Origin of the sequence: Phytobacter ursingii (genome assembly GCF_001022135.1) — a bacterium.
GTDB lineage: Bacteria > Pseudomonadota > Gammaproteobacteria > Enterobacterales > Enterobacteriaceae > Phytobacter > Phytobacter ursingii.
Genome location: NZ_CP011601.1, coordinates 249,493 through 273,884 on the forward strand (window position 1 = coordinate 249,493; position 24,392 = coordinate 273,884).

The 24,392-nt window shown below is 47.1% G+C and carries 26 protein-coding genes and 1 pseudogene; 14 read left to right on the forward strand and 13 right to left on the reverse strand.

The features are described 5' to 3' along the window. Positions 1-104: 104 nt before the first annotated feature. A complete protein-coding gene (locus AB182_RS03185; protein ID WP_000723070.1) occupies positions 105-539 on the forward strand; it encodes a hypothetical protein in 435 nt (144 codons plus the stop codon). 257 nt (positions 540-796) lie between these two features. Here the strand turns inward: AB182_RS03185 and AB182_RS03190 are convergent, their stop codons facing one another. Next, positions 797-1,912, reverse strand: a complete 1,116-nt coding sequence (locus tag AB182_RS03190) for a nickel/cobalt efflux protein RcnA (protein WP_001572377.1) — start codon at positions 1,910-1,912, stop codon at positions 797-799. 122 nt (positions 1,913-2,034) lie between these two features. Between AB182_RS03190 and rcnR the strand changes: the two genes are divergently transcribed. The 3 genes from rcnR to AB182_RS03205 all read left to right on the forward strand — a co-directional run bounded on the left by rcnR (position 2,035) and on the right by AB182_RS03205 (position 4,793). Then, positions 2,035-2,307: a Ni(II)/Co(II)-binding transcriptional repressor RcnR gene (gene rcnR, locus AB182_RS03195; protein WP_000019951.1), complete on the forward strand. Its 273-nt coding sequence runs from the start codon at positions 2,035-2,037 to the stop codon at positions 2,305-2,307. Between the two features lie 465 nt (positions 2,308-2,772). Beyond that, entirely contained in the window at positions 2,773-3,591 is an 819-nt protein-coding gene (locus AB182_RS03200) for a DUF4942 domain-containing protein (protein WP_000193207.1), read from the forward strand. After that, entirely contained in the window at positions 3,588-4,793 is a 1,206-nt protein-coding gene (locus tag AB182_RS03205) for a coiled-coil domain-containing protein (protein WP_001371952.1), read from the forward strand. The genes AB182_RS03200 and AB182_RS03205 overlap by 4 nt, the downstream gene beginning before the upstream one ends. Positions 4,794-4,856: 63 nt before the next feature. Here the strand turns inward: AB182_RS03205 and AB182_RS03210 are convergent, their stop codons facing one another. Genes AB182_RS03210 through AB182_RS03220 form a run of 4 tightly spaced genes read right to left on the reverse strand, consistent with a single transcriptional unit; the run spans position 4,857 to position 8,070 of the window. After that, a complete protein-coding gene (locus tag AB182_RS03210; protein WP_000121164.1) occupies positions 4,857-5,060 on the reverse strand; it encodes a hypothetical protein in 204 nt (67 codons plus the stop codon). A gap of 12 nt (positions 5,061-5,072) precedes the next feature. Beyond that, a complete protein-coding gene (locus AB182_RS03215) occupies positions 5,073-6,392 on the reverse strand; it encodes a DUF1173 family protein (RefSeq protein WP_000078513.1) in 1,320 nt (439 codons plus the stop codon). Positions 6,393-6,414: 22 nt separating this feature from the next. Continuing rightward, the gene (locus AB182_RS32530) at positions 6,415-6,582 is read right to left on the reverse strand and encodes a hypothetical protein (RefSeq protein ID WP_000220758.1); all 168 of its coding nucleotides are present in this window, start codon (positions 6,580-6,582) and stop codon (positions 6,415-6,417) included. Between the two features lie 60 nt (positions 6,583-6,642). Further along, complete coding sequence (locus AB182_RS03220) at positions 6,643-8,070, reverse strand: DNA cytosine methyltransferase (RefSeq protein WP_000833380.1); 1,428 nt, start codon at positions 8,068-8,070, stop codon at positions 6,643-6,645. A 214-nt stretch (positions 8,071-8,284) separates the two neighbouring features. On the opposite strand from AB182_RS03220, the gene AB182_RS03225 reads away from it, so the two are divergent. The 8 genes from AB182_RS03225 (at position 8,285) to AB182_RS03270 (ending at position 14,808) form a co-directional block, all read left to right on the forward strand. Then, the gene (locus tag AB182_RS03225; protein ID WP_000464825.1) at positions 8,285-8,800 is read left to right on the forward strand and encodes a thermonuclease family protein; all 516 of its coding nucleotides are present in this window, start codon (positions 8,285-8,287) and stop codon (positions 8,798-8,800) included. 2 nt (positions 8,801-8,802) lie between these two features. Continuing rightward, on the forward strand, positions 8,803-9,699 hold the full coding sequence (locus tag AB182_RS03230; protein WP_000975181.1) for a hypothetical protein: 897 nt from the start codon (positions 8,803-8,805) through the stop codon (positions 9,697-9,699). A gap of 47 nt (positions 9,700-9,746) precedes the next feature. Beyond that, a complete protein-coding gene (locus AB182_RS03235; protein ID WP_001005009.1) occupies positions 9,747-10,061 on the forward strand; it encodes a hypothetical protein in 315 nt (104 codons plus the stop codon). A gap of 73 nt (positions 10,062-10,134) precedes the next feature. Further along, positions 10,135-10,392 carry a hypothetical protein gene (locus AB182_RS03240; RefSeq protein ID WP_000637193.1) on the forward strand — a complete coding sequence of 86 codons (258 nt, stop codon included), beginning with the start codon at positions 10,135-10,137 and terminating at the stop codon, positions 10,390-10,392. A 986-nt stretch (positions 10,393-11,378) separates the two neighbouring features. Beyond that, complete coding sequence (locus tag AB182_RS03255; RefSeq protein ID WP_001371914.1) at positions 11,379-11,576, forward strand: hypothetical protein; 198 nt, start codon at positions 11,379-11,381, stop codon at positions 11,574-11,576. Between the two features lie 140 nt (positions 11,577-11,716). Continuing rightward, positions 11,717-11,992 (forward strand): hypothetical protein, encoded by a 276-nt coding sequence (locus tag AB182_RS03260; protein ID WP_000864986.1) that lies wholly within the window; start codon positions 11,717-11,719, stop codon positions 11,990-11,992. 491 nt (positions 11,993-12,483) lie between these two features. After that, complete coding sequence (locus AB182_RS03265) at positions 12,484-13,962, forward strand: SulP family inorganic anion transporter (protein WP_000927306.1); 1,479 nt, start codon at positions 12,484-12,486, stop codon at positions 13,960-13,962. A gap of 18 nt (positions 13,963-13,980) precedes the next feature. Then, positions 13,981-14,808 carry a universal stress protein gene (locus tag AB182_RS03270; protein ID WP_001066652.1) on the forward strand — a complete coding sequence of 276 codons (828 nt, stop codon included), beginning with the start codon at positions 13,981-13,983 and terminating at the stop codon, positions 14,806-14,808. A gap of 59 nt (positions 14,809-14,867) precedes the next feature. On the opposite strand, the gene arsC is transcribed toward AB182_RS03270, so the two are convergent. Genes arsC through AB182_RS03285 form a run of 3 tightly spaced genes read right to left on the reverse strand, consistent with a single transcriptional unit; the run spans position 14,868 to position 16,961 of the window. Continuing rightward, positions 14,868-15,293, reverse strand: coding sequence for a glutaredoxin-dependent arsenate reductase (gene arsC, locus AB182_RS03275; RefSeq protein WP_000065802.1), 426 nt, complete (start codon positions 15,291-15,293; stop codon positions 14,868-14,870). Between the two features lie 12 nt (positions 15,294-15,305). After that, positions 15,306-16,595, reverse strand: a complete 1,290-nt coding sequence (locus AB182_RS03280) for an arsenic transporter (RefSeq protein ID WP_000922628.1) — start codon at positions 16,593-16,595, stop codon at positions 15,306-15,308. Positions 16,596-16,640: 45 nt separating this feature from the next. After that, the gene (locus AB182_RS03285) at positions 16,641-16,961 is read right to left on the reverse strand and encodes a transcriptional regulator (RefSeq protein ID WP_000941305.1); all 321 of its coding nucleotides are present in this window, start codon (positions 16,959-16,961) and stop codon (positions 16,641-16,643) included. 86 nt (positions 16,962-17,047) lie between these two features. On the opposite strand from AB182_RS03285, the gene arsH reads away from it, so the two are divergent. Further along, positions 17,048-17,752 carry an arsenical resistance protein ArsH gene (arsH, locus tag AB182_RS03290; RefSeq protein WP_000130816.1) on the forward strand — a complete coding sequence of 235 codons (705 nt, stop codon included), beginning with the start codon at positions 17,048-17,050 and terminating at the stop codon, positions 17,750-17,752. Positions 17,753-17,784: 32 nt separating this feature from the next. Here the strand turns inward: arsH and AB182_RS03295 are convergent, their stop codons facing one another. From AB182_RS03295 to AB182_RS03310, 4 genes and pseudogenes are all read right to left on the reverse strand, one after another. Then, entirely contained in the window at positions 17,785-19,188 is a 1,404-nt protein-coding gene (locus AB182_RS03295) for an ISNCY family transposase (RefSeq protein WP_000125668.1), read from the reverse strand. Positions 19,189-19,407: 219 nt separating this feature from the next. Next, complete coding sequence (locus tag AB182_RS03300; protein ID WP_022652343.1) at positions 19,408-20,376, reverse strand: IS5-like element IS903B family transposase; 969 nt, start codon at positions 20,374-20,376, stop codon at positions 19,408-19,410. A gap of 30 nt (positions 20,377-20,406) precedes the next feature. Then, positions 20,407-20,982, reverse strand: a pseudogene (locus AB182_RS03305) (MFS transporter); the annotation flags it as partial. A gap of 77 nt (positions 20,983-21,059) precedes the next feature. Beyond that, on the reverse strand, positions 21,060-22,217 hold the full coding sequence (locus AB182_RS03310) for an iron-containing alcohol dehydrogenase (protein WP_021243026.1): 1,158 nt from the start codon (positions 22,215-22,217) through the stop codon (positions 21,060-21,062). A gap of 193 nt (positions 22,218-22,410) precedes the next feature. Here AB182_RS03310 and AB182_RS03315 point away from each other — a divergent pair, with 193 nt between their 5' ends. Then, positions 22,411-23,304 carry a LysR family transcriptional regulator gene (locus AB182_RS03315; protein ID WP_012695469.1) on the forward strand — a complete coding sequence of 298 codons (894 nt, stop codon included), beginning with the start codon at positions 22,411-22,413 and terminating at the stop codon, positions 23,302-23,304. A gap of 136 nt (positions 23,305-23,440) precedes the next feature. Here AB182_RS03315 and aph(3')-Ia read toward each other — a convergent pair whose 3' ends face one another. Then, positions 23,441-24,256: an aminoglycoside O-phosphotransferase APH(3')-Ia gene (aph(3')-Ia, locus tag AB182_RS03320; RefSeq protein WP_012695470.1), complete on the reverse strand. Its 816-nt coding sequence runs from the start codon at positions 24,254-24,256 to the stop codon at positions 23,441-23,443. Positions 24,257-24,392: the final 136 nt, after the last annotated feature.

Here is a 24,392-nt window from a genome sequence, read left to right on the forward strand (position 1 = left end):
AATCGCCTGGTTCCTGGAGTGATGAATAACCCGCCCTGAGATCAAATGCTTTCTCTGTTATAAGCCGTTGATTGTTTGGGTATGAAAACACCGGAGACCCAACCATGAAAAAGATCCTTGTATCATTTGTTGCCATTATGGCTGTCGCTTCATCCGCCATGGCTGCAGAGACAATGAACATGCATGACCAGGTAAATAATGCCCAGGCACCCGCCCATCAGATGCAGTCAACCTCTGAAAAAAGCGCTGTTCAGGGAGACAGTATGACAATGATGGATATGAGCGGACACGATCAGGCTGCAATGTCCCATGAAATGATGCAAAACGGCAACGCTTCTGCCCACCAGGACATGGCGGAGATGCATAAAAAAATGATGAAAGGCAAACCAGGGGCCACCAACGAATCAGCAACGTCATTTTCAGAAATGAACGAGCATGAAAAAGCCGCTGTTGTGCACGAGAAGGCGAATAATGGTCAGTCTTCCGTTATTCATCAGCAGCAGGCTGAAAAGCATCGCAGCCAGATCACCCAGAATTAACCCGCAGCTCCACTTGTTAGACCCTCATTTGACGCCGAAGTCACTGGCTTACGCTCCCGTCCGGGAGCGTTTTTTTTATTCTTTCATTTATCATTGAGTCTTATGGGAATGGATTTAATCAGTTACTTAATCCCTGCCTCAGCAACAAGTCCCGGAAAGAGCAGCTTTATATTCCGGGTTTTTCTGCTCATAACCTCAACGGTGGCGCTTAGGATGTACTTTGTAAGTACCCAGAGTGTGTGTCATCAGTACCGGTGTTAATGCACCAGCCCATTCCAGCCATGTATACCCATGTAAATCCCAACAGCAGCAATCAGGGCGCTTGAAATATAGGGGGCTCTTCTGGCGATGGTATTGAAGCCACTCCAGCGTTTGGCGACCTGACGAACGCTGATCGCCGCACCCACTCCAACCGTTACGAGGGTCAATGCCAGGCCGATACTGAAACAAACAACCAGTGTGGCACCCAGCGTAAGCGCTTTAAGCTGAAGGCAGATCAACAATACAGTTATAGCTGCCGGGCAAGGGATAAGCCCTCCTGTCAGTCCAAATATCAGGATTTGCCCGTTGGTTACTTCTTTCCCGTCGAAGCGGCGTTTTATGTCATTGGCATGAGCCAGTTCGTGAGCGTCCTGATACTCTTTCGAATTCACATCCAGCCCATCAAGCTCAGAGTGGTCATGGTCATGGTCGTGTTCAGCGAACGCCACATCATAGTCATGGACATGACCACGATGTCCCAGAGACAGACGTACGTTGAAACTGTGAGGCTCAGGGATGGGAGATGTTGACTCCAGATAATCACCATGATCAACAAATTCAAAAGTCTGAGAGATCGTACTGTTTTCCCGAAGTGTGGTTAATGAGATATCTTCAGAAGCCCATCTTTGGCCACTAAGAGTGCGTAGCCGCCAGTGGGGAAGTTGTCCTTCTTCAAAAATGGACAGTTCAACTTTTCCATGGCCAGTATCGATCAACCTTGTTTCGTCATGGTGATGATGTTCATTCTCCTGCATTCCCTCCAGCCAGTTTTTCTCACCGCTCCAGGTTCGCCAGAACATCCAAAAAGCCGTACCAAGGATGATCACTGAAGAGACCATCTGTAGCCAGGGTTCGGCTGATTCTGCGGTAAATTTATTACTGATATACATCCCTCCAAAAGCAATCAGCCATACGACTGCAGTGTGCGACAATGTTGCCGCGACACCCAGCATCACGGCCTGACGTACGGTGCCTTTTATAGCAATGATGAATGCTGCCATCATTGTTTTGGAGTGCCCGGGCTCCAGTCCATGAAGCGCGCCAAGCAGAATGGCGCTGGGGATGAAAAACCATGCGTTGCCTTGCTGAAGAAGTGTCGTAAATTCGTTCATGAGAATCATTCTTGGTTATTAAGTGTAGGCCGGATTCTACTCCCCCCCAGTAAAATATACTACCCCCCAGTAGAATAACGCTGGTATAGTTACATAAAATATCCAGGAGAGTGAGAGCCCACATGTCACATACCATCCGCGATAAACAAAAACTGAAAGCACGTACAAGCAAGATCCAGGGGCAGGTTGCTGCGCTGAAAAAAATGCTTGATGAACCTCACGAATGTGCCGCTGTACTGCAACAAATAGCCGCCATACGTGGTGCCGTGAATGGTTTATTGCGTGAAGTGATTAAAGGACATTTGACTGAACATATTGTTCATGAAAGTGAAGAACAGAAACGAGAAGAAGACCTGGACGTTGTGCTGAAGGTTCTGGATTCTTACATCAAGTGACAGTTTGGCTAAAAGCCCTGAGCATTAATTTATCTAAATAACACGTTATCAAGTGACGGTTTTGGGCTGTTTGTAGCGGCATAGTGAGTTTGTTTAATCAATGAGCTTTAAGATGCCCCCCTTCATGCAAGGCAACGCGTACATTTCTGGTACATCTACTTCCCTTACTTTGCTCAGGGCAACCCACATTGTTAAAGCCTCTACTCGCTGACCATCAAAATCACCCAACGTCAGATAATGGAAAAAAATTTTGGATGACATTTTGAAACGTGTCCTCTGCTGTGAACGTCGAGAGATGCTACGCGAGAAAGGAGATGACCTACTTAGTATCCTGTTAAGTAGGTCTATCTGAAGAAGTAGACAACTTTAAAGTCTTTTTCATGTTAAAGGAGACAACTTTAATGTCTGTGTACACCTACCTTTGCTCAAATCAAAATGTTCTGACATACCAAAATGGAGTGTAAAATGACTCAAAACCAGGGTTCTGAGCCAGTACCGGCGAGCCGGACAGGGCAGCTCATCAGCGCCCGGGATATGGCCATGCAGAAATTCGAAGAAGGGATGCGGTTAATCTCGGAAGCGTCGGAACTGTGCGGTCTCTCTCTCTTCACCAGCAGAATTATGCAGCCCAACGCATTTGGTCTTCCGTCGTCACTGGATCGCACCATCGAGGAGGGGCGTAAGGAAATTGACCGTAAAACGTGGAAAAGGCTCTTTGAAGAAATAGGTATGGACCGGTACTGGAACCATAAGCAAAAAGAAGCCTTTAACGAATCCCTACGTACGGATCCGCCCGTCGCTTCCCTGGAGATTGTTAAGGGAACATTACAGCATGCACTGGCTAACAGACGAGACACGCTTGCAGAAGGTTTCGTTGATGTTCTCAACAAGCTTGACCGAAGTTTTAAAAGCAATGCACGGCAATATACAATGCCGAAAAAGCTTGTTCTTCGGGGGATTTTTCCTGGTGTGAACGTACTGAGGTACAACGGTTTCTCGCAGGACAATCACTTTTGTTTACGCGACTTTGAGAATATTGTATGCATCTGTTCTGATACTCCAACACCTGCAACCGGCGGTGGGCTGAGTATGGTCGACAGGCTGACGGCCATGAGAAATACAGATTTCACAGGCGAGGTCTGCGATGAGAATGGCTGGCGGTGTCGCCTGTTTGAGAATGGAAACGTTCATATTTGTATCGACAGTATCTCGCTTCTGAATGCTCTGAACGATCTTATCAGCATATATTTTGCAAACCAGCTTCCGGCCGCAGGAAAAAAATGATGATCGAAAACGATAAAGAAAAAAGCCTGAACGATGCTACCTCGCCAGAGGTGCAGAATGACATCCGCAGCGAATCCACAGAAAAATCAAAGGAAATGGGTCGTTCAAGGTACTCATCTATTGCGATGATCGATTACTTCAATGCAATCGAACGTCTGTGCGAAGAGAAAAAAATTAACCCGGAAAATATCGATCTGAGCTTCAAAGTTCACTGGCTCAGAAACGCTGTTGGCGGCTCGTTTGCAAGGTCACAGGAGATGTTCGCTGAGTACCAGAAGTATGTTAAAGAGGTTCCTGAAGAGGCCCGTTACCTGGATATACCCGATGAGGTGAAGGTTGCACTCGGCGATATTATCTCGTACATCACCTGGCACTACCGTAGAAGCTATACCGCAATACAGAGTGATAGTGTTAAAAAAGCTGAAGCACGTAGCATGCAGCTGGAGGAGGAGGTAACGCAGCTTTTACAGCGGCTTGAGCAAAGCGCTACCGATATGGATGAGCTGAAACTTGAGAATCAGGCGCTACAGGGTCGATTAGAGATCCGGGACAGTACCGTCAAGGAGTTAGAAACAAGGCTGAATGTTGCCGAAGCAGAACTCGAAACCTGCCATCACCAGTTAGATAGCACACGGCATGAATTAAGCCTCGCACAGCAGTCAAATGACTCACTCTCCCAGCAACTGGCTGAACGTAAAACAGAGATCGCTGGTCACCTTGAATATCAAAAAAAGCTGAACGAAGAGATCAACACTCAGCGTTCTGATAATGCCGGTCTTTCCAGACAATGCGACCAGTTAAGTCAGACTGTGTCAGATACAAAGGCAGAGAGGGACAGGTTTGAACAGGAATTGATTGCTGCACAGAACCTCTGTGCTGAGCTGAAAAGTGCACTGTCCGGGAAGGAGGGTGACCTGGTGGCGGTGAATGCCGAGCTTACTGAACTCCATAAACTAAACGAGTCGCTGAGCGCCGACCTGAAAAAAGTAACTTTGGTCAGCCAGGGCTATGAAGCGGAAGTGGCTGAACAAAGCAGTGAATTAAAAACGCTCCAGTCCAAAGTAATGAAGCTGGAAGCTACCCTGGAGGCAGAGAAAACAATCTCAGAATCCCTGAAAGGCACCATTGATACATTGACTGGTGCAATGGCAGGGGGAGGTACTGGAAAGTCAAAACAGCCGCGTAGTAGAAAAACATCATGATAAATGAAGCCAGGTTGATAGACTTCTCTGCATCCCCTGGCACAGTAGACCTTCTGCGGACATTCAGCCCGTCCGCAGGAGTTTTCGTCCTTCAGTCAACAAATGCACTACCTTTTTTGAGTCTCCACTTTCCAGTGCAGAAAACACGTTACCGATTTTACCAACAGCTTGTATCTGAGTGATAACCCCAGTCTTGTAATCATCAAGGATCCCTGACAGGAAAGCGTTCAGTTTTGTCTGTTCGCTTAGTGAAAGCATGTATGACATTTTTTCTCCATTTTAAGCAGGTGTGCCAGTTGAAAGAGGTTTACGTGATTCTGGAAAATGAGGCAGCACCATAGTTTCAGATGCTGTGGTCGCATCCCAGTGCCACCATCCATAAGGCCCATATTCACGGTTGTAATAATCTTTTTTGAGTTGCTTTCGGGCCAGATAAGCAGGAGTGGCCATACCAAATACTTCCATCGGGAACGGCTTATCGCTTTTTGTGTCGAGCAGGTAGAAGTCAGGGAACACCTCACTAATACTCGCATCATAACGCATGGGCTTAACGTACTGCCGGTGCTCTGCATCCAGCTTTTCTGCAACAACCGCCTCATAGGAGGAGTCCAGAGGTATCCAGTTCTCGCTAACGTGCATCAGCACAATTTGATGAGCTCTTACAGAAGGGCCTCTGCCGGTTACCGCAGCTGGTGACGTCAACGCAAAGACAACTATTTTCGCCCCGGATTTCCATGCTGCGTACTCCGATGAAAATCGTTTCTTTACGCTATCCCAATGGCCTTCTGAATTGAAAAAAATCAGCGGTAGCCCCCCAAAATTCCGCAGGGGTAAAAATTTAAGTGGCTTCTCATGCTTTTCAGCATCGTAGCGAGGTAAAACTGACAGGAGCATGAGACGTTTATCACTCATCGCCTGTGATGAAAGACGCTGAATTTGCGACTGAGCGACAGGTTGTTTCGGGTCAGGTACACCAATGAATAAATGGTCACCTATGCAGGCTCTGCCGGTACGAATTTGTTTAGCGGTTTCAAGCAGACGATACCGTACCAGTGAATCGTTACGTTTCCCTGCCATTTTCGGGTACCAGACATTCAGACCAGACTCTGTCCACAAAAGACTAAGCAAGCCCAGGAGGGTCATTGAGGCCTGACCTCCTTCTGGTCGCTGAACATGGGGCAGGGGAGGCACTTCTGATTTTTCAGGAGGATCTTTCTCTGTCATACCGATACCGAGCCTTACAGCCATATCACCTTCGGTTGTAATCCGGACCACACCACTCGCATATCCTTTCAGGCCGGTATGCCGGGCATCAAGGGAGAAGAATACACAGGAAGGATCATGCTCAATGCCCGTGTTAGCGGCTTTGACGAGAATAAAGGCATCACCGTTCGGTAAAGCACGAACATAAAGTCGCTTTTCTCCTTTTCCACGACATCCGCAGGTGATGACTGATTTTTGACCTGAGGTGTGGTGTGCCTTTTTAAGAGCCGACTGCCACCCTTTAGCAAACTCATCCTGCGTTTGAAAGTCAGGTGAGTACCTTTTGACGTTTGGATCGTCGTCGTAAGCAATCATCACTGCGAATTTTTGGCTCATAGTAGTCTCCTAAACAGGAAGTTTAATATCCCAACCAAAGCAACACTTCCTGAGCGTCATACTGTTCCTTTACGCCCATGTCGCTAAAGAATTCTTCGAAATCTGTTTCGGGAACGCAATGCCTGGACAGTTCTTGTAATGCTCGTTCTTTAGATACCGTCTCACCTTCAGCTGATTCGAAATACGTCATGGTTGACCTCTGACATTATTACAACAATCTTAAGCATTTAAATTGATGAAGGAGCTCAGGTCAGCTGACTTCGTCGTAAAACTGCCGCAAGCGCTGGGAGGCTGCAAATTCAATTCGAGACTTCAGCAGTTTGGCGACGGCCGCAAAGACATCAACGACCACGGAGTTCCCAAACTGTCTGTAAGCCTGTGTATTGGACACAGGGATACGGAAAACACTTTCCCCGGGTTTATCGAAGCCCATTAGCCTGCTGCATTCACGTGGCGTTAGCATGCGTGGCCGACGGTCCATGTTGTATGTGTTATGGAAATCAGTTTCTCCCAGCTCATGAGACCAGCCCCGATCAATAAGAATTTCAGATCCGTCTTTCATATAGCGGCTTGAGAGGGTTCTGGTGACACTATTAACATTGGAAGGATCTACTAGTCCAAAACCAAAACCATTGCCTTTTGCCGCATGTTTCTTTGCATAGTTGTATAAGTACTCCCAGAGTTTAGGGGAGAGGATGTATTTACTATCTACGCTCGGATCCAGTAAATCTGAGAGAGAAGGGCGCTTGTCCGGATAAAAGTCTTTAATATCTCTCAGAGTAAAACCGTCTTTCAGACGTAGGTCGCGGCGAAAACCAATAAGGACGATACGTTCACGGTGCTGGGGTCGGAAATGACGGCCATCGATGACTTTAGGATCATCCGCGCCCGTGCTTTCGCTGTTTGCGACGTCGTAGCCAAGCTCATCGAGCGTTTTCATGATGATGTTAAAGGTATTACCCTTATCGTGACTCTTCAGATTTTTTACGTTTTCCAGAACAAAAATTGCAGGTTGTTTTGCCCGGATGATCCTGGCCACATCAAAGAAGAGCGTACCCTGAGTGTCGCACTCGAAACCGTGTTTGCGACCCATAGAGTTCTTTTTACTGACACCGGCGATGCTGAATGGCTGGCATGGAAATCCCGCAAGAAGAACATCATGATCCGGGATAGAGGCATCGATAAATTTGTATGCCTCGTCATCAGTAACCTCGGGCCGGTTGCTAAGAGTGATGTCACGGATGTCTGAATTGAAGCGGTGCTCGTTCTCATCGCAATACCAGTTCGCCCGGTAAGTACGGCTGGAATAAGTATTCCATTCGCTCGTGAAAAGACATTTACCACCGATGGCATCAAATCCGCTTCGCAGTCCACCTATCCCTGCAAACAGATCGATAAAGCTAAAGTGCCTGTCCTCATAATCAGCAGGTCGTGAAGGTATTAAAGTCTGTAGATAGCGTCCATCTGCGATACTCAGATCACAATGCTCAGGTATGCATGTAACCTGACGTTTAAGGGATGCACGGGACCAATTACTGCCATTTTCATCATTTAATACCTGAGCCAGATATTTCAGGTCATAAATAGTCGAAGCTGTTAACAAAGTTTTGTGGATCAGAGATGGTGTTTTATCCACATCATTCAGGTCTGTCTCAAGATCATGAGTGTAACGTTTCATCCAAACTCTCTCAGGAATAATATCTTTGAGATAGATTAACACGCTTAATTTGGATTATTTTTTGGTTCAGGTTCTAAATTTATTGTGATTATTCTGCCTTTAAGTTGCAAAAAGATTGGTTTTAAGCCCGCCCATGAAATAATGACTTGTTAAAATACTGCCTGTAAATAGGCTTGTGGATACATGTCTGTACTCAACAAATTCAGGTGAAATGATGTTTTTTTTTACAAAGTTACTTTTGCCCATCATGATTGTTGTATTCCCAGTGGCGTCCTGGGGGAACTCAACAACTTTTGAGGCAAAGGTGGTTAAGATTGTTGACGGTGACACCATAACTGCGTTGGATGCTCAAAACACAACCATCAAAATACGGATGTATGGTATAGACGCTCCTGAATCTAAACAGGCTTTTGGCCAAAAAGCAAAACAGGCCTTAACCACAGCTATAGCAACTAAAATCGTTACCGTGATAGACCATGGTACGGATATCTATGGCCGTATGTTAGGTACCATCTGGTTAGATGGATATGATATCAATGCCTCTATGGTGGACAGTGGATATGCGTGGGTTTATCGGTTCGAAGATAACGCCATTGTCCCTGGCTATATCAAATATGAATCCGCAGCACAAAAGGAGGCAAAAGGGTTATGGGCAGACACCAACCCTGTCCCACCATGGCAGTGGAGACAGGCAAACGAAAAGCCCAGAAAGGTGAAAGGGAAGAAATAACCATGATGAAAGAGCCTCATCCGTTACTTCAGTTGGTACTAAACGATTCCGGTCGTCTAACCATGCCTGTTTATTATAGAGATCAACAGTATTGCCCGACTTGCCTTACAAAGGTGTTGAAGAGTGAGGATGGAAGTTTGGCGCACCTCGGGGAAATAAATCAAAATACATGTAGACCTTCTATTTCAGTAGTTGTGACAAAAGCAATTATTGAAATGTTATGTGACGGGGAAAAAATATTTGTAAATCCAATACGATACCGAGGCCGGGTGCTGGCACCCTCAGTAATTTTTTCTCCCGACACTCACACTTTCAAACCGTTTATAAATACAGACTATCAGCCTGTGGGAGCAAACTGGAAAAGTGAAAAGGGATATAAACTCGGTCTGTTTTATCTCAAAGATCGAGCCAACTCTATCAATAAAGAGGAATTTGATTTCATTGCCGTTATAGACCCTAAGGCAATGCAGAAAGAATTTATTTCGGCCTGGTCTGAGGTTGATGAAAAAAATCCATTGGAAACGCTGAAGCAGATCTTACGATCTAAAAACAACTCTTCTTTATGGGTAAAATGGCCTGGCAAAATTGAGCATGCGCAAAAAGGAAATTGCAACGAAAATTACTGGTTCGATTATCAATCTGATAATCAGGAAGTGAACTGTACGGTCTCTGTTGTAGGTATCGAAGGTAACAGTTCCGGTGAGACAATTTATAGATTGCAAACTTTGCTAAAGCGTAAGCTCAATGAATATCAACTGGTTCGGTCTTTAGGGACTATTATGCTTCTTGATAATACCGGGAATATGATTCCATCAAACCATCCTTATTTTGAAGTCATCTCAAAAGCATGTATAAATGGAGTGCGTGACTTTGTTCGTCAAAACCCGTGGGTAGTCTGACGGTCAACTATAAAGCATAATATAATTAGTAATAACAAGGAACAGACATGAATGAAAACTCAGTAATCTTAATAAGTTTATTTTGGTTTTTTTTTGGATCGAGTGTTGTAGCTGGTTTTATGGATGCATCATTATATTGCTGGATTTTTGCAGCCATAAGCGCATTGTTTCTTCTTTCGGTGATACAAACACCAAAGGAGTTAACGGTATCTATTCTTCTTGCGGTACTTATGGCAAGCTCCGCAGGTGTTTTCATTCTGGCTTATAAAGTCAAAACGAATGTCGTTTCACCAATCTATCTCTTAAAAAAGCCTACTGCATACATGGCTGAAATAGATAACCGAAGGATTCATGGTTACTAAATATTTTGCAATTGCATCATTTGACGGTCCGGGTTTATTTACCCACAGCATCGACTAATTCAAGAGGTTACATATGATAGTTTCAGAAGCAATTTTTTATTCTTCTATTATTTCCTGGGTTCTTTATTGGTGGTTTATTGGAAATATTACTAAAAAGGTAGGGATGCTTGTTGTTCCACTCACGCTTACCTTCGGATGTTACATTTATGCAATTCATTTGGATGATTCCGAACAGCAAACCAATTTACGTTGGGAGCAGATCGGTTTTATTACCTTTATAATTGTGATAATGTGGGCAGGAAAGTTTGTGATGAAAAGACTATCTGAATGATGATCTAATCCACACTTTTCGATATCTTAGAAAAGTAACTTTGTGAGCAAACAGTCATATGACATGCAAAACGCTGATCTCAAAGACAGATGATGGATACACATTTAGCATTTCACCTTACGAAGACGGGTACCGCTTATCAGTCTCGCCTGAAAATCGTCACAATGGTACCCAAAGCTTTGACGGCTGGTTCCCACGTTTTTTTTCCGAACCACAGTATGCCAAATCATCTTTAACTAAGTTTCTCGGTGAGTCCTTAGTATGGGAAGAAGATTCAAGTAATGCTCTATGAGATTACTTATTATAAATTTTTCTATTAATCTCCATGGAGTGATATATGAATTTGGCCTATTTTTTATTTTTGTCTATAACTGTTATGCTTACGAGCTTTATTATTAAATCACTTGTCGTATTGGTAAAGTTCAAATTACTTCGTGATGAACGTCTCGAATATACCAGCAATAAAAATATTGATGAGATGTACGATTTAATGAATGCGAAGGAAGAAATCCTCATAAGGCATCATAAGCAGATGTTGGCATTGCATCTTTCACTATTAATATTCGTTCTATTTATTGCTTACATTTACTAAAAATAATTTTATTCAACATTTCAACAAAGGGTTTTCAATGGAAAGCTTCGAAACTGAACAAATGATTCAATATGCTTTCTACATAAATATCGTAATAACGACTGGTTTGGCATGGTTTTGCTTGCGGTCAGGATTGCATTACAATTTTTTCAGAAAAGCAGAGAGTGCCAGAACAAAAGGGCTGAGTAGTACCTCTACTGAACACGGTCCAGCAATTGTGAGAATAAAGAAGCTACAAGCATTAGTAGATTTTATTAGTAACTGTGCTTTTCTAATCCTTTCAATTGGCACAGCTTATATTTTGTATTTTTGGATCCACAGTTAACTCATACAAGGTAACTTCGGCAAATAACAACTTCTAATGCAGGACTTTAATAACTATAACGGATGCTACATGAAAAACGACAGTTTAATTACGCGGTATAAAATACTTAAAGGCGAACGCGATGAGTCTATCTTCACCATAATAATCGCGCTAGTAGTAAAGCTGGGGCTGGTAGCCCTGGCATTCTATCTGTTGCTTGGTTCCACGATTGATTGGTCAAGCTGGAAAACCTATGCCGCCATGTTGATCTTTGGAGCATTTCTCTAAAAGGATGACCACGGCAATACCAGGTCAGACAACAAGGTCGTTAGCATGATCGTTGGAAGCAACGGAAGCACCTTGAAAAAGGTCGGCAGCACTATAAAATCCATCAGCAATGCACACAAATAAACTACTGGTATCTTAAAATGAAAGTGAAAGAGTTGATCGCCATGCTGAACGAAAGAGACCCTGAGGCAATTGTTCTGATTTCCGGCTATGAAACGATCGGCGGCACGGAAGTCGCAGAAGCTGATTTGCTCATTGATATGCAGTCAATATGCTTAGAACAGGCTGATAATCTCACAGGAAACCGTAAAGTTGTTTCTTCCGGTGGTGAAGATTCAGTTTGGTTAGGCTGGAAAGATGATTACCGTACAAAGGTGTTTTTAGAAGATGCCCAAATTCCTGATCAAGATGAATGACGGTCAGCGTTGGCTTCAAAGGCAATCTATCAGTACGTGAAACGTAAATGTTAAAAAATAACCACATATGAATCAATAACTTATGTCAAAGCTAAGTAGAGATGTCCGGGGTGGGGCAAAGTTCAAATGTCCTTTGATAATATTGAATTCCTGGATAAAAATCGCATCTTAACCTCTTCGTTTGAGTACCTTGTTGGGTTGACCCCGTATTCGCTTTATTTGTAGTATTGGGCTGCTTTGAAGTGTTTCATGTTCAAACGCGACGTGTTCTGTAAGTTCTTCCTGACAACAGAGCCGACAATATATACACATCCGCTATGGAGAATCTGACAACCGCTATGCGTATTACGCCACCCTGAGTTTTTCCTTCCTCTGTCGTACTGAGCAAGCCTCAGCACGCACTCAATAACATCCCGTCTGCGGATGTGCTTTACCGTACGTAAAAATGTAGCCCTCCAGGGCTGACTGTATCTAAAAACTGAGAAATTACTATGTTGCTGTCCTCGACGCGTAAGGACTGGCTGGGTAACGTCCGTGGTGACGTTCTGGCCGGTATTGTTGTCGCGCTCGCACTCATTCCAGAAGCGATCGCCTTTTCCATTATCGCCGGTGTTGATCCCCAGGTGGGCCTCTACTCGGCGTTCTGTATTCCTCTCGTTATGGCCTTCTTTGGCGGACGTCCGGCGATGATTTCGTCCTCCACCGGTGCAATGGCTCTCCTGATGGTGACGCTGGTGAAAGATCATGGCTTACAGTATTTACTGGCTGCCTCCATACTGACCGGGGTATTCCAGCTGATAGCCGGATATCTGAAGCTTGGCGGGCTGATGCGTTTTGTTTCACGCTCAGTGGTCACGGGGTTTGTTAATGCACTGGCAATACTGATTTTTATGGCCCAGTTGCCTGAGCTGACCAATGTGACATGGCATGTTTATGCCATGACTGCGGCAGGGCTGGGGATCATCTATCTCTTCCCTTATATCAACAAAACCATTCCTTCACCGCTTGTGTGCATCGTGGTGCTGACTGGGATTGCCATGTGGCTGCATCTGGATGTGCGAACCGTCGGGGATATGGGGAAACTTCCCGACAGTCTGCCGGTCTTCCTGCTCCCGGACGTGCCTTTAAATCTTCAGACGCTGCTCATCATCCTGCCATATTCTGCGGGGCTTGCGGTGGTTGGCCTGCTTGAGTCGATGATGACCGCCACTATCGTGGATGACATGACCGACACGCCAAGCGACAAAAACAGGGAGTGCAAAGCTCAGGGCATCGCGAACATCTGCACATCCTTTATCGGAGGAATGGCAGGCTGCGCGATGATTGGGCAATCTGTTATCAACGTAAAATCCGGTGGACGCGGACGACTTTCAACCCTCACGGCGGGCGTGGTGCTGCTTTGCCTGATTGTGTTCCTGCGCAACTGGGTCTCCCAAATTCCGATGGCAGCGCTGGTCGCGGTGATGATTATGGTTTCCATCGGGACATTCTCCTGGCGCTCCATTGCCAACCTGCGGACACACCCCCTTTCAACCAGCGTGGTCATGCTTGCCACCGTCGCGGTTGTGGTGGCAACACATAATCTGGCCTTCGGTGTGCTGACCGGTGTACTGATTGCTTCGCTCAATTTTGCCACTAAAGTATCCCGGTTCATGCGTGTAACCTCAGTTCTGGAGGGGACGAGCCGGACGTATACCGTCACCGGCCAGGTATTCTTTGCATCAGCAGACCGCTTTACGAGCCACTTTGATTTCCGTGAAGCGATTGAGAATGTGGTGATAGACGTTTCACATGCCCATTTCTGGGACATCACGTCCGTCAGCGCCCTGGATAAGGTGGTCATTAAGTTCCGTAGAGAGGGCGCCGGGGTTGAAATACGTGGGATGAATGAAGCCACCCGCACCATCGTTGACCGGTTTGGTGTTCACGATAAACCTGAAGAAGTCGAAAAACTGATGGGCGGTCATTAACAGACTGGAGGGAAAACTATGAATAATACTGTTACAGCCTGTGTGGACGGTTCACTTTCAACGCGGTCAGTGTGTGAATATGCGGCGTGGGCAGCCCGCACTTTGCAATCACAGCTAGCACTGTTGCACGTTATCGAAAAAGACAGCACCCCGGTAGTGTCAGACCTGACCGGCACTCTCGGCATAGACAGTCAGCAATTGCTGACCGATGAGCTGGTAGAAATTGAAGGGCAACGTAATCGCCTGCTGATGGCCCAGGGGAAAGCAATACTGGAAAGTTGTGCTGAACTGCTTCAAAAACAGGGAAGCCCGGATGTGCTTTTGATGCAAAAACACGGTACACCGGATGAAGTTCTGGCAGAGCTGAGCGACCTTCGTCTCATGGTGCTGGGGCGTCGGGGTAGCCAGCATCCGGTAGGCTCTCATCTGGAAAGCGTTATTCGTCTGCAAAAGAAACCCCTACTGGTTGTTCCGGAGAACTACTCAGTGCCTTCCAGAGTCATGCTGGCTTATGATGGCAGTGAAGAAAGCAGGAGTAACCTGGAACGTCTGACGATGAGTCCCTTACTCAGGGGGCTGGAGTGCCACCTTGTCATGGTAAACGGTAAGAAGGAAGAGCTGCTGACCGCACAGCAAATTTTACGTGACGCGGATATAGAAAACAGCACAACACATCTTACCGGGCAATCAGTCGGGGACGCGCTTATTCGTTACGCCGAGGAAAATGCTGTCGATCTGATAGTGATGGGGGCCTACGGTCATTCCAGGTTGCGGCAGTTCTTTATCGGTAGTCATACCTCCGAAATGCTGCAAAAGACGCAACAACCGCTTCTTATCCTCCGTTAGCACTGATTATCTTAAATAAAAAAGGGCGAGTTCTCTCGCCCTTCGTCACAAGAACACGTTTAGTTCAGCCGGTTACCTTTTTCATCAACTACCTTCTCACCGTCCTCTTTCGTGAACGCGCTTTTCTGCGCATCGGGAAGAATATCCAGCACGACTTCAGAAGGGCGGCATAGCCGGGTACCCAGCGGCGTTACCACGATAGGGCGATTGATCAGAACAGGGTGCTGCAACATAAAATCGATTAACTGCTCGTCAGTAAAGCGGTCTTCCGCCAGCCCTAACGCTTCAAAAGGTTCGACATTCTTACGCAGCAGCGCTCGTACCGTGATCCCCATATCCGCAATGAGTTTTACCAGCTCAGCTCGTGATGGTGGGGTTTCAAGATAATGAATAACGGTCGGCTCTGTACCGCTGTTGCGGATCATTTCAAGGGTATTGCGTGACGTGCCGCAGGCCGGGTTGTGATAAATGGTAATGTTGCTCATATCAGTATCTCATTACAAAGTGAAAGACAGACGAAGCGCCAGTGCTGCAAGCGTGACAAACAGCACGGGGATTGTCATGACAATGCCCACCCGGAAGTAATATCCCCAGGTAATTTTGATATTTTTCTGCGACAGAACGTGCAGCCACAGTAACGTTGCCAGACTGCCGATAGGGGTAATTTTTGGCCCCAGGTCGCTGCCGATGACGTTGGCGTAAATCATCGCTTCTTTGATAACACCGGTCGCTGTGCTGCCATCAATCGACAGCGCCCCGACCAGCACGGTCGGCATATTGTTCATCACTGATGACAGGAAGGCCGTCAGGAAGCCCGTACCCAGCGTTGCCGCCCACAATCCCTGCTCTGCCAGCTGATTCAGCAAGGAAGAGAGATAGTGGGTCAGACCGGCATTTCGTAAGCCGTAGACCACCAGGTACATCCCCAGCGAGAAGATAACGATTTGCCAGGGCGCACCACGCAGCACCTTACCGGTGTTAATGGCATGCCCTTTTTTCGCAACAGCAAACAGAAGCAATGCACCAGCGGCTGCGACCAAACTGACCGGTACGCCCAGCGGCTCCAGTCCGAAGAATCCCACCAGAAGCAACACCAGAACCAGCCAGCCGGTTTTAAAGGTATTCACATCACGTATAGCGTCTTTCGGTTCTTTCAACAGAGAAACGTCGTAAACGGCGGGAATGTCCTTACGGAAAAACAGATGCAGCATCACCAGCGTAGCCGCAATCGCGGCCAGGTTAACCGGGACCATCACGGCGGCATATTCTGAGAAACCAAGCTTAAAGAAATCCGCCGAGACGATATTCACCAGGTTTGAGACAATCAGTGGCAGGCTTGCCGTGTCAGCGATAAACCCTGCGGCCATGATAAACGCTAAGGTTGCTCCCCGGCTGAATCCCAGCGCCAGCAGCATCGCGATAACGATAGGTGTCAGGATCAGTGCCGCACCGTCGTTGGCAAACAGTGCCGCAACCATCGCACCAAGCAGGACGATCCAGGTGAAGAGCAGCCGCCCCCGGCCATTCCCCCAACGGGCAACGTGCAGCGCGGCCCATTCAAAGAAGCCGGATTCGTCGAGCAGAAGACTGATGATGATCACGGCGATAAAGGTGGCGGTCGCATTCCACACTATCTGCCAGACCACCGGAATATCCCCCAGATGAACGACGCCAGTCAGCAATGCCAGAATTGCGCCCAGTGAGGCACTCCAGCCAATCCCCAGCCCTCTGGGTTGCCAGATAACCAGGACGAGCGTGAATAAAAAGATAGCACCAGCCAGTAACATCAGAAACTCCATTCACATTTGTTTATTCGGATATATATATCGCCATCAGCAGGAGACAGATGCCACGCTACTGAGCTTGTTGCGTATGTTTTCTCGTTCACAGTTCCAGGCTGTATCAATAATACCCGCAGCCCATGCTGGCATGTGTGGCGACAGTCGGTAATGCACCCATTTTCCTTCGCGACGGTCGATGACCAGCTCGGCTTCACGTAAAAGGGCCATATGGCGAGAAATTTTTGGCTGAGACTCTGCGGTTGCCGCACAGATGTCACAGACGCACATTTCACCGGACTCCCTGAGAAGCATCACGATAGTTGAACGGGTCTCGTCGGCGAGCAGTTTAAAAAGCTGAACAGGCTGTAGCATGCTTAACCTCGTAAAAAAATAACAATACATATGGTATTTCATATGTGATAACTTTTAAAGCATAGCTTATGAAATGGAGATTTTTTATGACCGACTTACCAGCAATCGAACCGGCTTATTTTGATGATGCGCTTGCCAGCAAACTTACGGGCAACAACGAAACCATGCCGCGAATTCTCATCCTGTACGGTTCAGTACGAGAGCGGTCCTACAGTCGTTTTGCAGCGGAAGAGGCCGGGCGGTTGCTGGCAAAGATGGGGGCTGAGGTGAAAATATTTAACCCATCCGGTCTGCCGTTACCCGATGATGCGCCCGAAAGTCACCCCAAAGTGCTTGAACTCCGCGAGCTGGTCAGGTGGTGTGACGGAATGGTCTGGAGTTCTCCGGAAAGACATGGCGCCATGAGCTCGGTGATGAAGGCCCAGATTGACTGGATACCCCTGAGTGAAGGTGCTGTTCGTCCTTCCCAGGGTAAAACGCTGGCCGTCATGCAGGTTTGTGGTGGTTCACAGTCGTTTAACACGGTCAATCAGATGCGGATACTTGGCCGCTGGATGCGGATGTTCACCATCCCCAATCAGTCGTCAGTGCCAAAGGCATGGCAGGAATTTGATGATGAAGGGCGCATGAAACCCTCACCCTGGTATGACAGGATTGTCGACGTTACCGAAGAGTTGTTCAAAATGACGTTACTCCTGAAAGGGCACACAGCCTACCTGTCCGACCGCTACAGCGAAAGGAAAGAGAGTCATCAGGAGCTCGCGGCACGGGTCAATCAGGCCAAAATCTGACAGCCAGGCATGCCCGGATGGATTACCGGGCTTTAAATCGGTTTCTTCCCAAATATCTCTTCAGAGCGTGACTGAAGTTTCACCAGGGCATTGAACATATCGTCCTGATCCAGGGAACGCTGGGATTTCTTCGTCGTGGGAGCTTTACGCCTGCGAGAAGGGCCGTCTCCGGATGGTACGGATTGCGACCGGTTATTATCCCGCTCGGCCTGGACCAGCTGCGCCATTTCCAGGGCCCGCCCCAGACGTTTGTTATCCACAATGGCCCCCTGATCGATTTCAGAAAGCTTGTCATAGGTGGAGTAGGGAAGTGATACGCCATTAAGCCGGAGCTCTTTATGTCCATCCGGGTAATGCCAGACATCGATGTATTTACCAATCGCCCGACGACTGAATTCGCTGTCTTCAATCAGATAAAGGACTTTGTCGTATTGCACTGTGAGTGATTTCGACACTTTACGAGCTTCACGCCAGTTAAATACCATATCAAGATCGTCATCGACATCCAGTTCCCGATGAACATCAAACGCCTGGCGAGGCGCTTTTGCGAAACGACGGTTGTAATCGTTCATGAACTCTTCGGCAAATGCGTTCGCAGCTTCCATGGAACTGATGCCCTGGAGCCTGAGCTCCTTGACCAGTCGGTCCTGAAGCGTCAGGTGCGCCCGTTCAACGCGGCCTTTGGCAGCACTGGTTTCTGCACAAATGGTCTGAATGTTCAGTTCATGCATCGCACGGCCAAACTGGGTATCGCCGTCGCCGCCGGTTGCATTTTTATTGTTGATCCTGAATACGCTGGCTTTGTCGCTGTACAGCGCAAGCGGTTTGCCATGTTTTTCAATATAGCCCCGGGTCGCTTCAAAATAGGTGAAAGTAGACTCAGATTTCACGAAAAGAAGCTGCATTAAACGACTGGTTGCGTCATCAACGTAAACCAGTGCCGTACACTTAGGTCCCCGATTTTCAAACCAGTGGTGGTCGCAGCCGTCGATTTGTATGAGTTCACCGGCACAGGCACGGCGGTAACGAGGTTGCTGAATTTTTGGCGCACGTTGCTTACGTGGGACCCACAGACTGGCCTGAGTCATCAGCTTACGGACGGTTTCTTTGGAAAGATGAACACCGTGCACCTCAGACAGTTTTTCACAGGCCAGCGTCGGACCGAAATCGTTATAGCGTTCGCGAATAATGTTCAGCGCGTATGCGGCCAGTCCCTGAGGCAACTGGTTGTTACTGGATTTACCACGACGGCGGCTGGTCATGCCAATCGGACCATCTTCACGATAACGCGCAAGCAGACGACGGCACTGACGGTCGGAGATACCAAGCCGCTGAGCTGCCATTTGTGTTGTCAGACGCCGGTCGATGACATCCTGAATGATTTTGAGTCGGTTAACTTCATCCAATGTGAAAAACTCCGCTGCGAGAGCCGTCATGGTAATCCTTACTTGATTATACACGCCGGACATCTTAACTTAGCCATTATCGGACATTACAACTTTGCTACTACAACTTATGTCAAGGCTCAATTGAAATGTCCGTTATCCAGCTCAATTAAAATGACCACTTTGATCTCTCATTCTCTTTACTGATAGACTTGGCTTTGTTGAATAAATCAGATTTCGGGTAAGTCTCCCCCGTAGCGGGTTGTGTTTTCAGGCAATACGCACGCTTTCAGGCATACCTGCTTTCGTCATTTTGTTCAGCGCTCGTACCAGGGCCATAGCCTCCGCAACCTGACCATCGTAGTCACGCAGCGTCAGTGAACCCCCGAACAGCTGTTTTACCCGGTACATCGCCGTTTCCGCTATCGAGCGACGGTTGTAATCTGTTGTCCATTTCCACCGCGCATTACTCCCGGTCATTCGCTGATTAGCCACTGCACGGTTACGGTCTGCATATTCACCGGGCCAGTAACCCGCACCTTTTCGGGGTGGGATAAGCGCGCTGATTTTCTTACGCCGCAGTTCATCGTGACAGAGCCGGGTGTCGTAAGCGCCGTCTGCCGATGCTGCCCTGATTTTTCTGTGAGTCTGCCGGATAAGACCCGGGAAGGCTTCTGAGTCCGTCACATTGTTCAGCGACAGGTCTGCACAGATGATTTCATGTGTGTTGCTGTCAACTGCCAGATGCAACTTTCGCCATATACGACGGCGTTCCTGGCCATGCTTTTTGACTTTCCACTCGCCTTCACCAAAGACCTTCAGCCCGGTGGAATCAATCACCAGATGCGCGATTTCACCCCGGGTGAACGTTTTGAAACTGACGTTAACCGACTTTGCCCGCCTGCTGACACAGCTGTAATCCGGGCAGCGTAGCGGAACGTTCATCAGAGAAAAAATGGAATCAATAAAGCCCTGCGCAGCGCGCAGGGTCAGCCTGAATACGCGTTTAATGACCAGCACAGTCGTGATGGCAAGGTCAGAATAGCGCTGAGGTCTGCCTCGTGAAGAAGGTGTTGCTGACTCATACCAGGCCTGAATAGCTTCATCATCCAGCCAGAAAGTTATGGAGCCACGGTTGATGAGGGCTTTATTGTAGGTGGGCCAGTTGGTGATTTTGAACTTTTGCTTTGCCACGGAACGGTCTGCGTTGTCGGGAAGATGCGTGATCTGATCCTTCAACTCAGCAAAAGTTCGATTTATTCAACAAAGCCGCCCCGCAGAGTCCGGAACGCTGATACGGATCCATATCATTAGTAACAGCGAAAGTACTGACATAATACCGAACGTCAGGCGCCAGCCAAGATAATGCCCAAGCCAGGTTCCCAGCGGAACGCCTAGTGAGAGCGCCAGCGGTGTCCCAGCCATGGCTATCGCCATAGCCCGACCCTGATGAAGCGGCTCAACAATTCGGCGTGAAAACCCCGCCAGCAGGCTCCACGCCAGTCCCGCAGCCGCCCCGGCCCCCAAACGCGCTAACAGGGTCAGGTAAACATTTGATGAAAGTGCGGTAATGGTATTAAAAATGAAGAATCCCGCTACGGTCATTAATAAGACATATTTCCGATTCCACGACCGGGTAACGATAGTTAACGGAATAGCGGCAAATAATGACCCGAGGGCGTAGACGGTGACCCACTGGCCTGCGCTAGCCAGCGAAATATTCATTCCCTTACTGATTTCTGGCAATAATCCTGCTGGAATAGTTTCCGTCATGATGCAAATAAATCCGGTCATCGCAAAAGCCATTAATGGCATATAGGGAAATGTGTCATTCATTTTCTGCATTTTGCAATACCGTTAATGTTTAATTAAGCCTGCCAGGTGCGCAGGCTTAGCGCCTAATAGAGTAGATCGTTAGTCAATTAAAGTGCCATGTTCAGTATTGTTTCCGCCACTTCAGCAGTAATTTTTCCATGTTCACCTAATGCGATGTGCCCATGTTCTTTTAACTTGCCGATAACAGCTGAAATATCTTCCGCGCCCAGACCATAATCAGAAAGTCGGGTTTTAACGCCCATCAGTTCAAAAAATTCCACGGTGGCATTGATAGCCTCATCGGCCATTTTTTCGCTATCAGACTCAGGAATATTCCAGACACGCGCACCGTACTGAGCCAGCTTTTCTGCTTTTTCCTTTTTGCACAAGCGCCATAGTGCAGGCATAACGATAGCGAGGGTACGGGCGTGGTCGATTCCGTATAATGCAGTAATTTCCTGGCCAATCATGTGAGAAGCCCAGTCAGTTGGGACACCTGCGCTCAACATTCCATTCAGGGCCATCGTCGCAGCCCACATGATGTTAGCTCTGGCGTCGTAGTTCTGTGGATTTTTAAGGGCTACTGGGCCTTCTTCTTTCAGCGTGCTCAGCAGTCCTTCCGCCAGGCGATCCTGCACCTTAGCGTTAACCGGGTAAGTAATGTATTGCTCAAGAACGTGGACAAAGGCATCAACAACCCCGTTTGCGGTTTGTTGTTCAGGCAGCGTGTAGGTCATTTCCGGTTCGAGCACTGAAAATTTCGGCATAACGTAAGGGGAGGTGAAAAAGAGTTTATCCTGGGTGGTCACCCGATTAATCACCGCCGTGTTATTCATCTCTGAACCCGTGGCCGCCAGGGTCAGCACGCATCCAAAAGGGAGAGCTTGTTTCACCACGCCGCCATAACTCTTGACGATCTCCCATGGATCATTTTCGTAGAGGGCTGCGGCGGCAATAAATTTAGTCCCGTCGATCACTGAACCGCCGCCCACGGCCAGAAGAAAATCAATTTTTTCTGTTCTGACAATCTCAACGGCTTTCATCAGGGTTTCATAATGAGGGTTTGCTTCTACACCGCCAAACTCATAAACCAGGGTGTTTGTCAGGGACTCTTTTACGCGTTTCAATATACCGTGTTTTATAACGCTGCCCCCGCCATAGACAATCATGACCTTTTTACCCTGCGGGACTTCTTGTGCTAACGCAGAAATTTGATCGCGACCAAAAAGAATTTTTACCGGATTATGATAGATAAAATCTTGCATAATGATTACCTCATTTTCAGAATTAAAAGCCGTCACTACAACGAGGACATATTCACGTCGTGGAATATAAAGTACCATTTTGAATTTTATTTATTAATCAACATAAATTTCACTTACTTGTGAAATTTATTTGATAATTAATGACAGACTGGTACGCTGACGTCTCCAGTAGGGACCGAGGAGGAGGAATCGTGTGGATGAATTAAAGGTTTTTTTAACAGTGGCCAGGCTGAAAAGCTTTACCAAAGCCGCAGCTGAAATAGGTGTGACACCCTCAGCCATCAGCCACACGGTGAAATCTCTTGAGGAAAGGCTTGGGATCCGCCTGCTGGCCAGAACCACCCGCAGTATCTCCACTACGGAAGCAGGTGAAAGGCTCATTAACGAAGTTGGCCCGTTAATGGAACAGGTTGATGATGCTATTAGTCGGTTGAGTGAGCTTAGGGAAAAACCCACTGGCGTCATACGCCTCACGGCGGCAGATGATGTTATCCAGTATTTGATCCGTCCTGTATTACCGGACTTTCTGAGTCGCTACCCAGATATTCAGATTGAAATCGGCATTGACTATGGATTTACAGATATTGTTGATCAGCGTTTTGATGCCGGGATTCGTCCGGGCGATGTTCTGAATAATGATATGATTGCCGCAAAAATAAGCCAGAACTGGCGCCAGCTTGTTGTTGCTGCACCAGATTATTTTAAGCGTTATGCTAAGCCCAGGAAGCCGCAGGATCTTTTGAACCACAACTGCATTAACGTCCGCTATTCTGATACGAGTGGATTGTACGCCTGGGAATTCGAGAAAGATGCTCAGAAATTCAGTCTGAAAGTCAAAGGGCAATATATTGCGAACAGCACGATTCATCAGCTCGATGCAGCATTAGACGGGCTGGGGATTGCCTATATTCCCGAGTATGTTGCAGATGGATATATCAAAAGCGGCAAGCTGATTGCTGTTCTGACCGAGTGGTGTCCATATTTTGACGGCTACCATATTTATTATCCTCACCGCCGACAGGATTCTCCTGCGTTTATGGCTTTTCTGCAACTTTTGCGCGACAGGTACAATAATGGAATAAGATAAATTTATGAGTAAAGGATTATGTCCACGATAAGCACCTGGGTCGATTCCTGGGAGGCGGCCATGAGGGTAGGGAAGCGCCGTCCCGTCAAGTCAGCGTAATGCTCTGCCAGTGTTACAACCAATTAACCAATTCTGATTAGAAAAACTCATCGAGCATCAAATGAAACTGCAATTTATTCATATCAGGATTATCAATACCATATTTTTGAAAAAGCCGTTTCTGTAATGAAGGAGAAAACTCACCGAGGCAGTTCCATAGGATGGCAAGATCCTGGTATCGGTCTGCGATTCCGACTCGTCCAACATCAATACAACCTATTAATTTCCCCTCGTCAAAAATAAGGTTATCAAGTGAGAAATCACCATGAGTGACGACTGAATCCGGTGAGAATGGCAAAAGCTTATGCATTTCTTTCCAGACTTGTTCAACAGGCCAGCCATTACGCTCGTCATCAAAATCACTCGCATCAACCAAACCGTTATTCATTCGTGATTGCGCCTGAGCGAGACGAAATACGCGATCGCTGTTAAAAGGACAATTACAAACAGGAATCGAATGCAACCGGCGCAGGAACGCTGCCAGCGCATCAACAATATTTTCACCTGAATCAGGATATTCTTCTAATACCTGGAATGCTGTTTTCCCGGGGATCGCAGTGGTGAGTAACCATGCATCATCAGGAGTACGGATAAAATGCTTGATGGTCGGAAGAGGCATAAATGCCGTCAGCCAGTTTAGTCTGACCATCTCATCTGTAACATCATTGGCAACGCTACCTTTGCCATGTTTCAGAAACAACTCTGGCGCATCGGGCTTCCCATACAATCGATAGATTGTCGCACCTGATTGCCCGACATTATCGCGAGCCCATCTATACCCATATAAATCAACATCCAGGTTGGAATTTAATCGCGGCCTCGAGCAAGACGTTTCCCGTTGAATATGGCTCATAACACCCCTTGTATTACTGTTTATGTAAGCAGACAGTTTTATTGTTCATGATGATATATTTTTATCTTGTGCAATGTAACATCAGAGATTTTGAGACACAACGTGGCTTTGTTGAATAAATCAGATTTCGGGTAAG

Excerpts from the sequence above, each read along its gene's own strand:
- AB182_RS03205 (WP_001371952.1), top strand. The coding sequence starts at position 3,588 with ATGATGATCGAAAACGATAAAGAAAAAAGCCTGAACGATGCTACCTCG.
- AB182_RS03215 (WP_000078513.1), bottom strand. The coding sequence starts at position 6,392 with ATGAGCCAAAAATTCGCAGTGATGATTGCTTACGACGACGATCCAAAC.
- AB182_RS03280 (WP_000922628.1), bottom strand. The coding sequence starts at position 16,595 with ATGTTACTGGCTGGTGCTATCTTTTTATTCACGCTCGTCCTGGTTATC.
- AB182_RS32530 (WP_000220758.1), bottom strand. The coding sequence starts at position 6,582 with ATGACGTATTTCGAATCAGCTGAAGGTGAGACGGTATCTAAAGAACGA.
- AB182_RS03260 (WP_000864986.1), top strand. The coding sequence starts at position 11,717 with ATGAAAGTGAAAGAGTTGATCGCCATGCTGAACGAAAGAGACCCTGAG.
- AB182_RS03270 (WP_001066652.1), top strand. The coding sequence starts at position 13,981 with ATGAATAATACTGTTACAGCCTGTGTGGACGGTTCACTTTCAACGCGG.
- AB182_RS03295 (WP_000125668.1), bottom strand. The coding sequence starts at position 19,188 with ATGACGGCTCTCGCAGCGGAGTTTTTCACATTGGATGAAGTTAACCGA.
- AB182_RS03235 (WP_001005009.1), top strand. The coding sequence starts at position 9,747 with ATGAATGAAAACTCAGTAATCTTAATAAGTTTATTTTGGTTTTTTTTT.
- AB182_RS03255 (WP_001371914.1), top strand. The coding sequence starts at position 11,379 with ATGAAAAACGACAGTTTAATTACGCGGTATAAAATACTTAAAGGCGAA.
- AB182_RS03210 (WP_000121164.1), bottom strand. The coding sequence starts at position 5,060 with ATGTCATACATGCTTTCACTAAGCGAACAGACAAAACTGAACGCTTTC.
- AB182_RS03265 (WP_000927306.1), top strand. The coding sequence starts at position 12,484 with ATGTTGCTGTCCTCGACGCGTAAGGACTGGCTGGGTAACGTCCGTGGT.
- AB182_RS03185 (WP_000723070.1), top strand. The coding sequence starts at position 105 with ATGAAAAAGATCCTTGTATCATTTGTTGCCATTATGGCTGTCGCTTCA.
- AB182_RS03310 (WP_021243026.1), bottom strand. The coding sequence starts at position 22,217 with ATGCAAGATTTTATCTATCATAATCCGGTAAAAATTCTTTTTGGTCGC.
- AB182_RS03200 (WP_000193207.1), top strand. The coding sequence starts at position 2,773 with ATGACTCAAAACCAGGGTTCTGAGCCAGTACCGGCGAGCCGGACAGGG.
- AB182_RS03230 (WP_000975181.1), top strand. The coding sequence starts at position 8,803 with ATGATGAAAGAGCCTCATCCGTTACTTCAGTTGGTACTAAACGATTCC.
- rcnR (WP_000019951.1), top strand. The coding sequence starts at position 2,035 with ATGTCACATACCATCCGCGATAAACAAAAACTGAAAGCACGTACAAGC.
- AB182_RS03285 (WP_000941305.1), bottom strand. The coding sequence starts at position 16,961 with ATGCTACAGCCTGTTCAGCTTTTTAAACTGCTCGCCGACGAGACCCGT.
- arsC (WP_000065802.1), bottom strand. The coding sequence starts at position 15,293 with ATGAGCAACATTACCATTTATCACAACCCGGCCTGCGGCACGTCACGC.
- arsH (WP_000130816.1), top strand. The coding sequence starts at position 17,048 with ATGACCGACTTACCAGCAATCGAACCGGCTTATTTTGATGATGCGCTT.
- AB182_RS03190 (WP_001572377.1), bottom strand. The coding sequence starts at position 1,912 with ATGAACGAATTTACGACACTTCTTCAGCAAGGCAACGCATGGTTTTTC.
- AB182_RS03220 (WP_000833380.1), bottom strand. The coding sequence starts at position 8,070 with ATGAAACGTTACACTCATGATCTTGAGACAGACCTGAATGATGTGGAT.
- AB182_RS03225 (WP_000464825.1), top strand. The coding sequence starts at position 8,285 with ATGTTTTTTTTTACAAAGTTACTTTTGCCCATCATGATTGTTGTATTC.
- AB182_RS03240 (WP_000637193.1), top strand. The coding sequence starts at position 10,135 with ATGATAGTTTCAGAAGCAATTTTTTATTCTTCTATTATTTCCTGGGTT.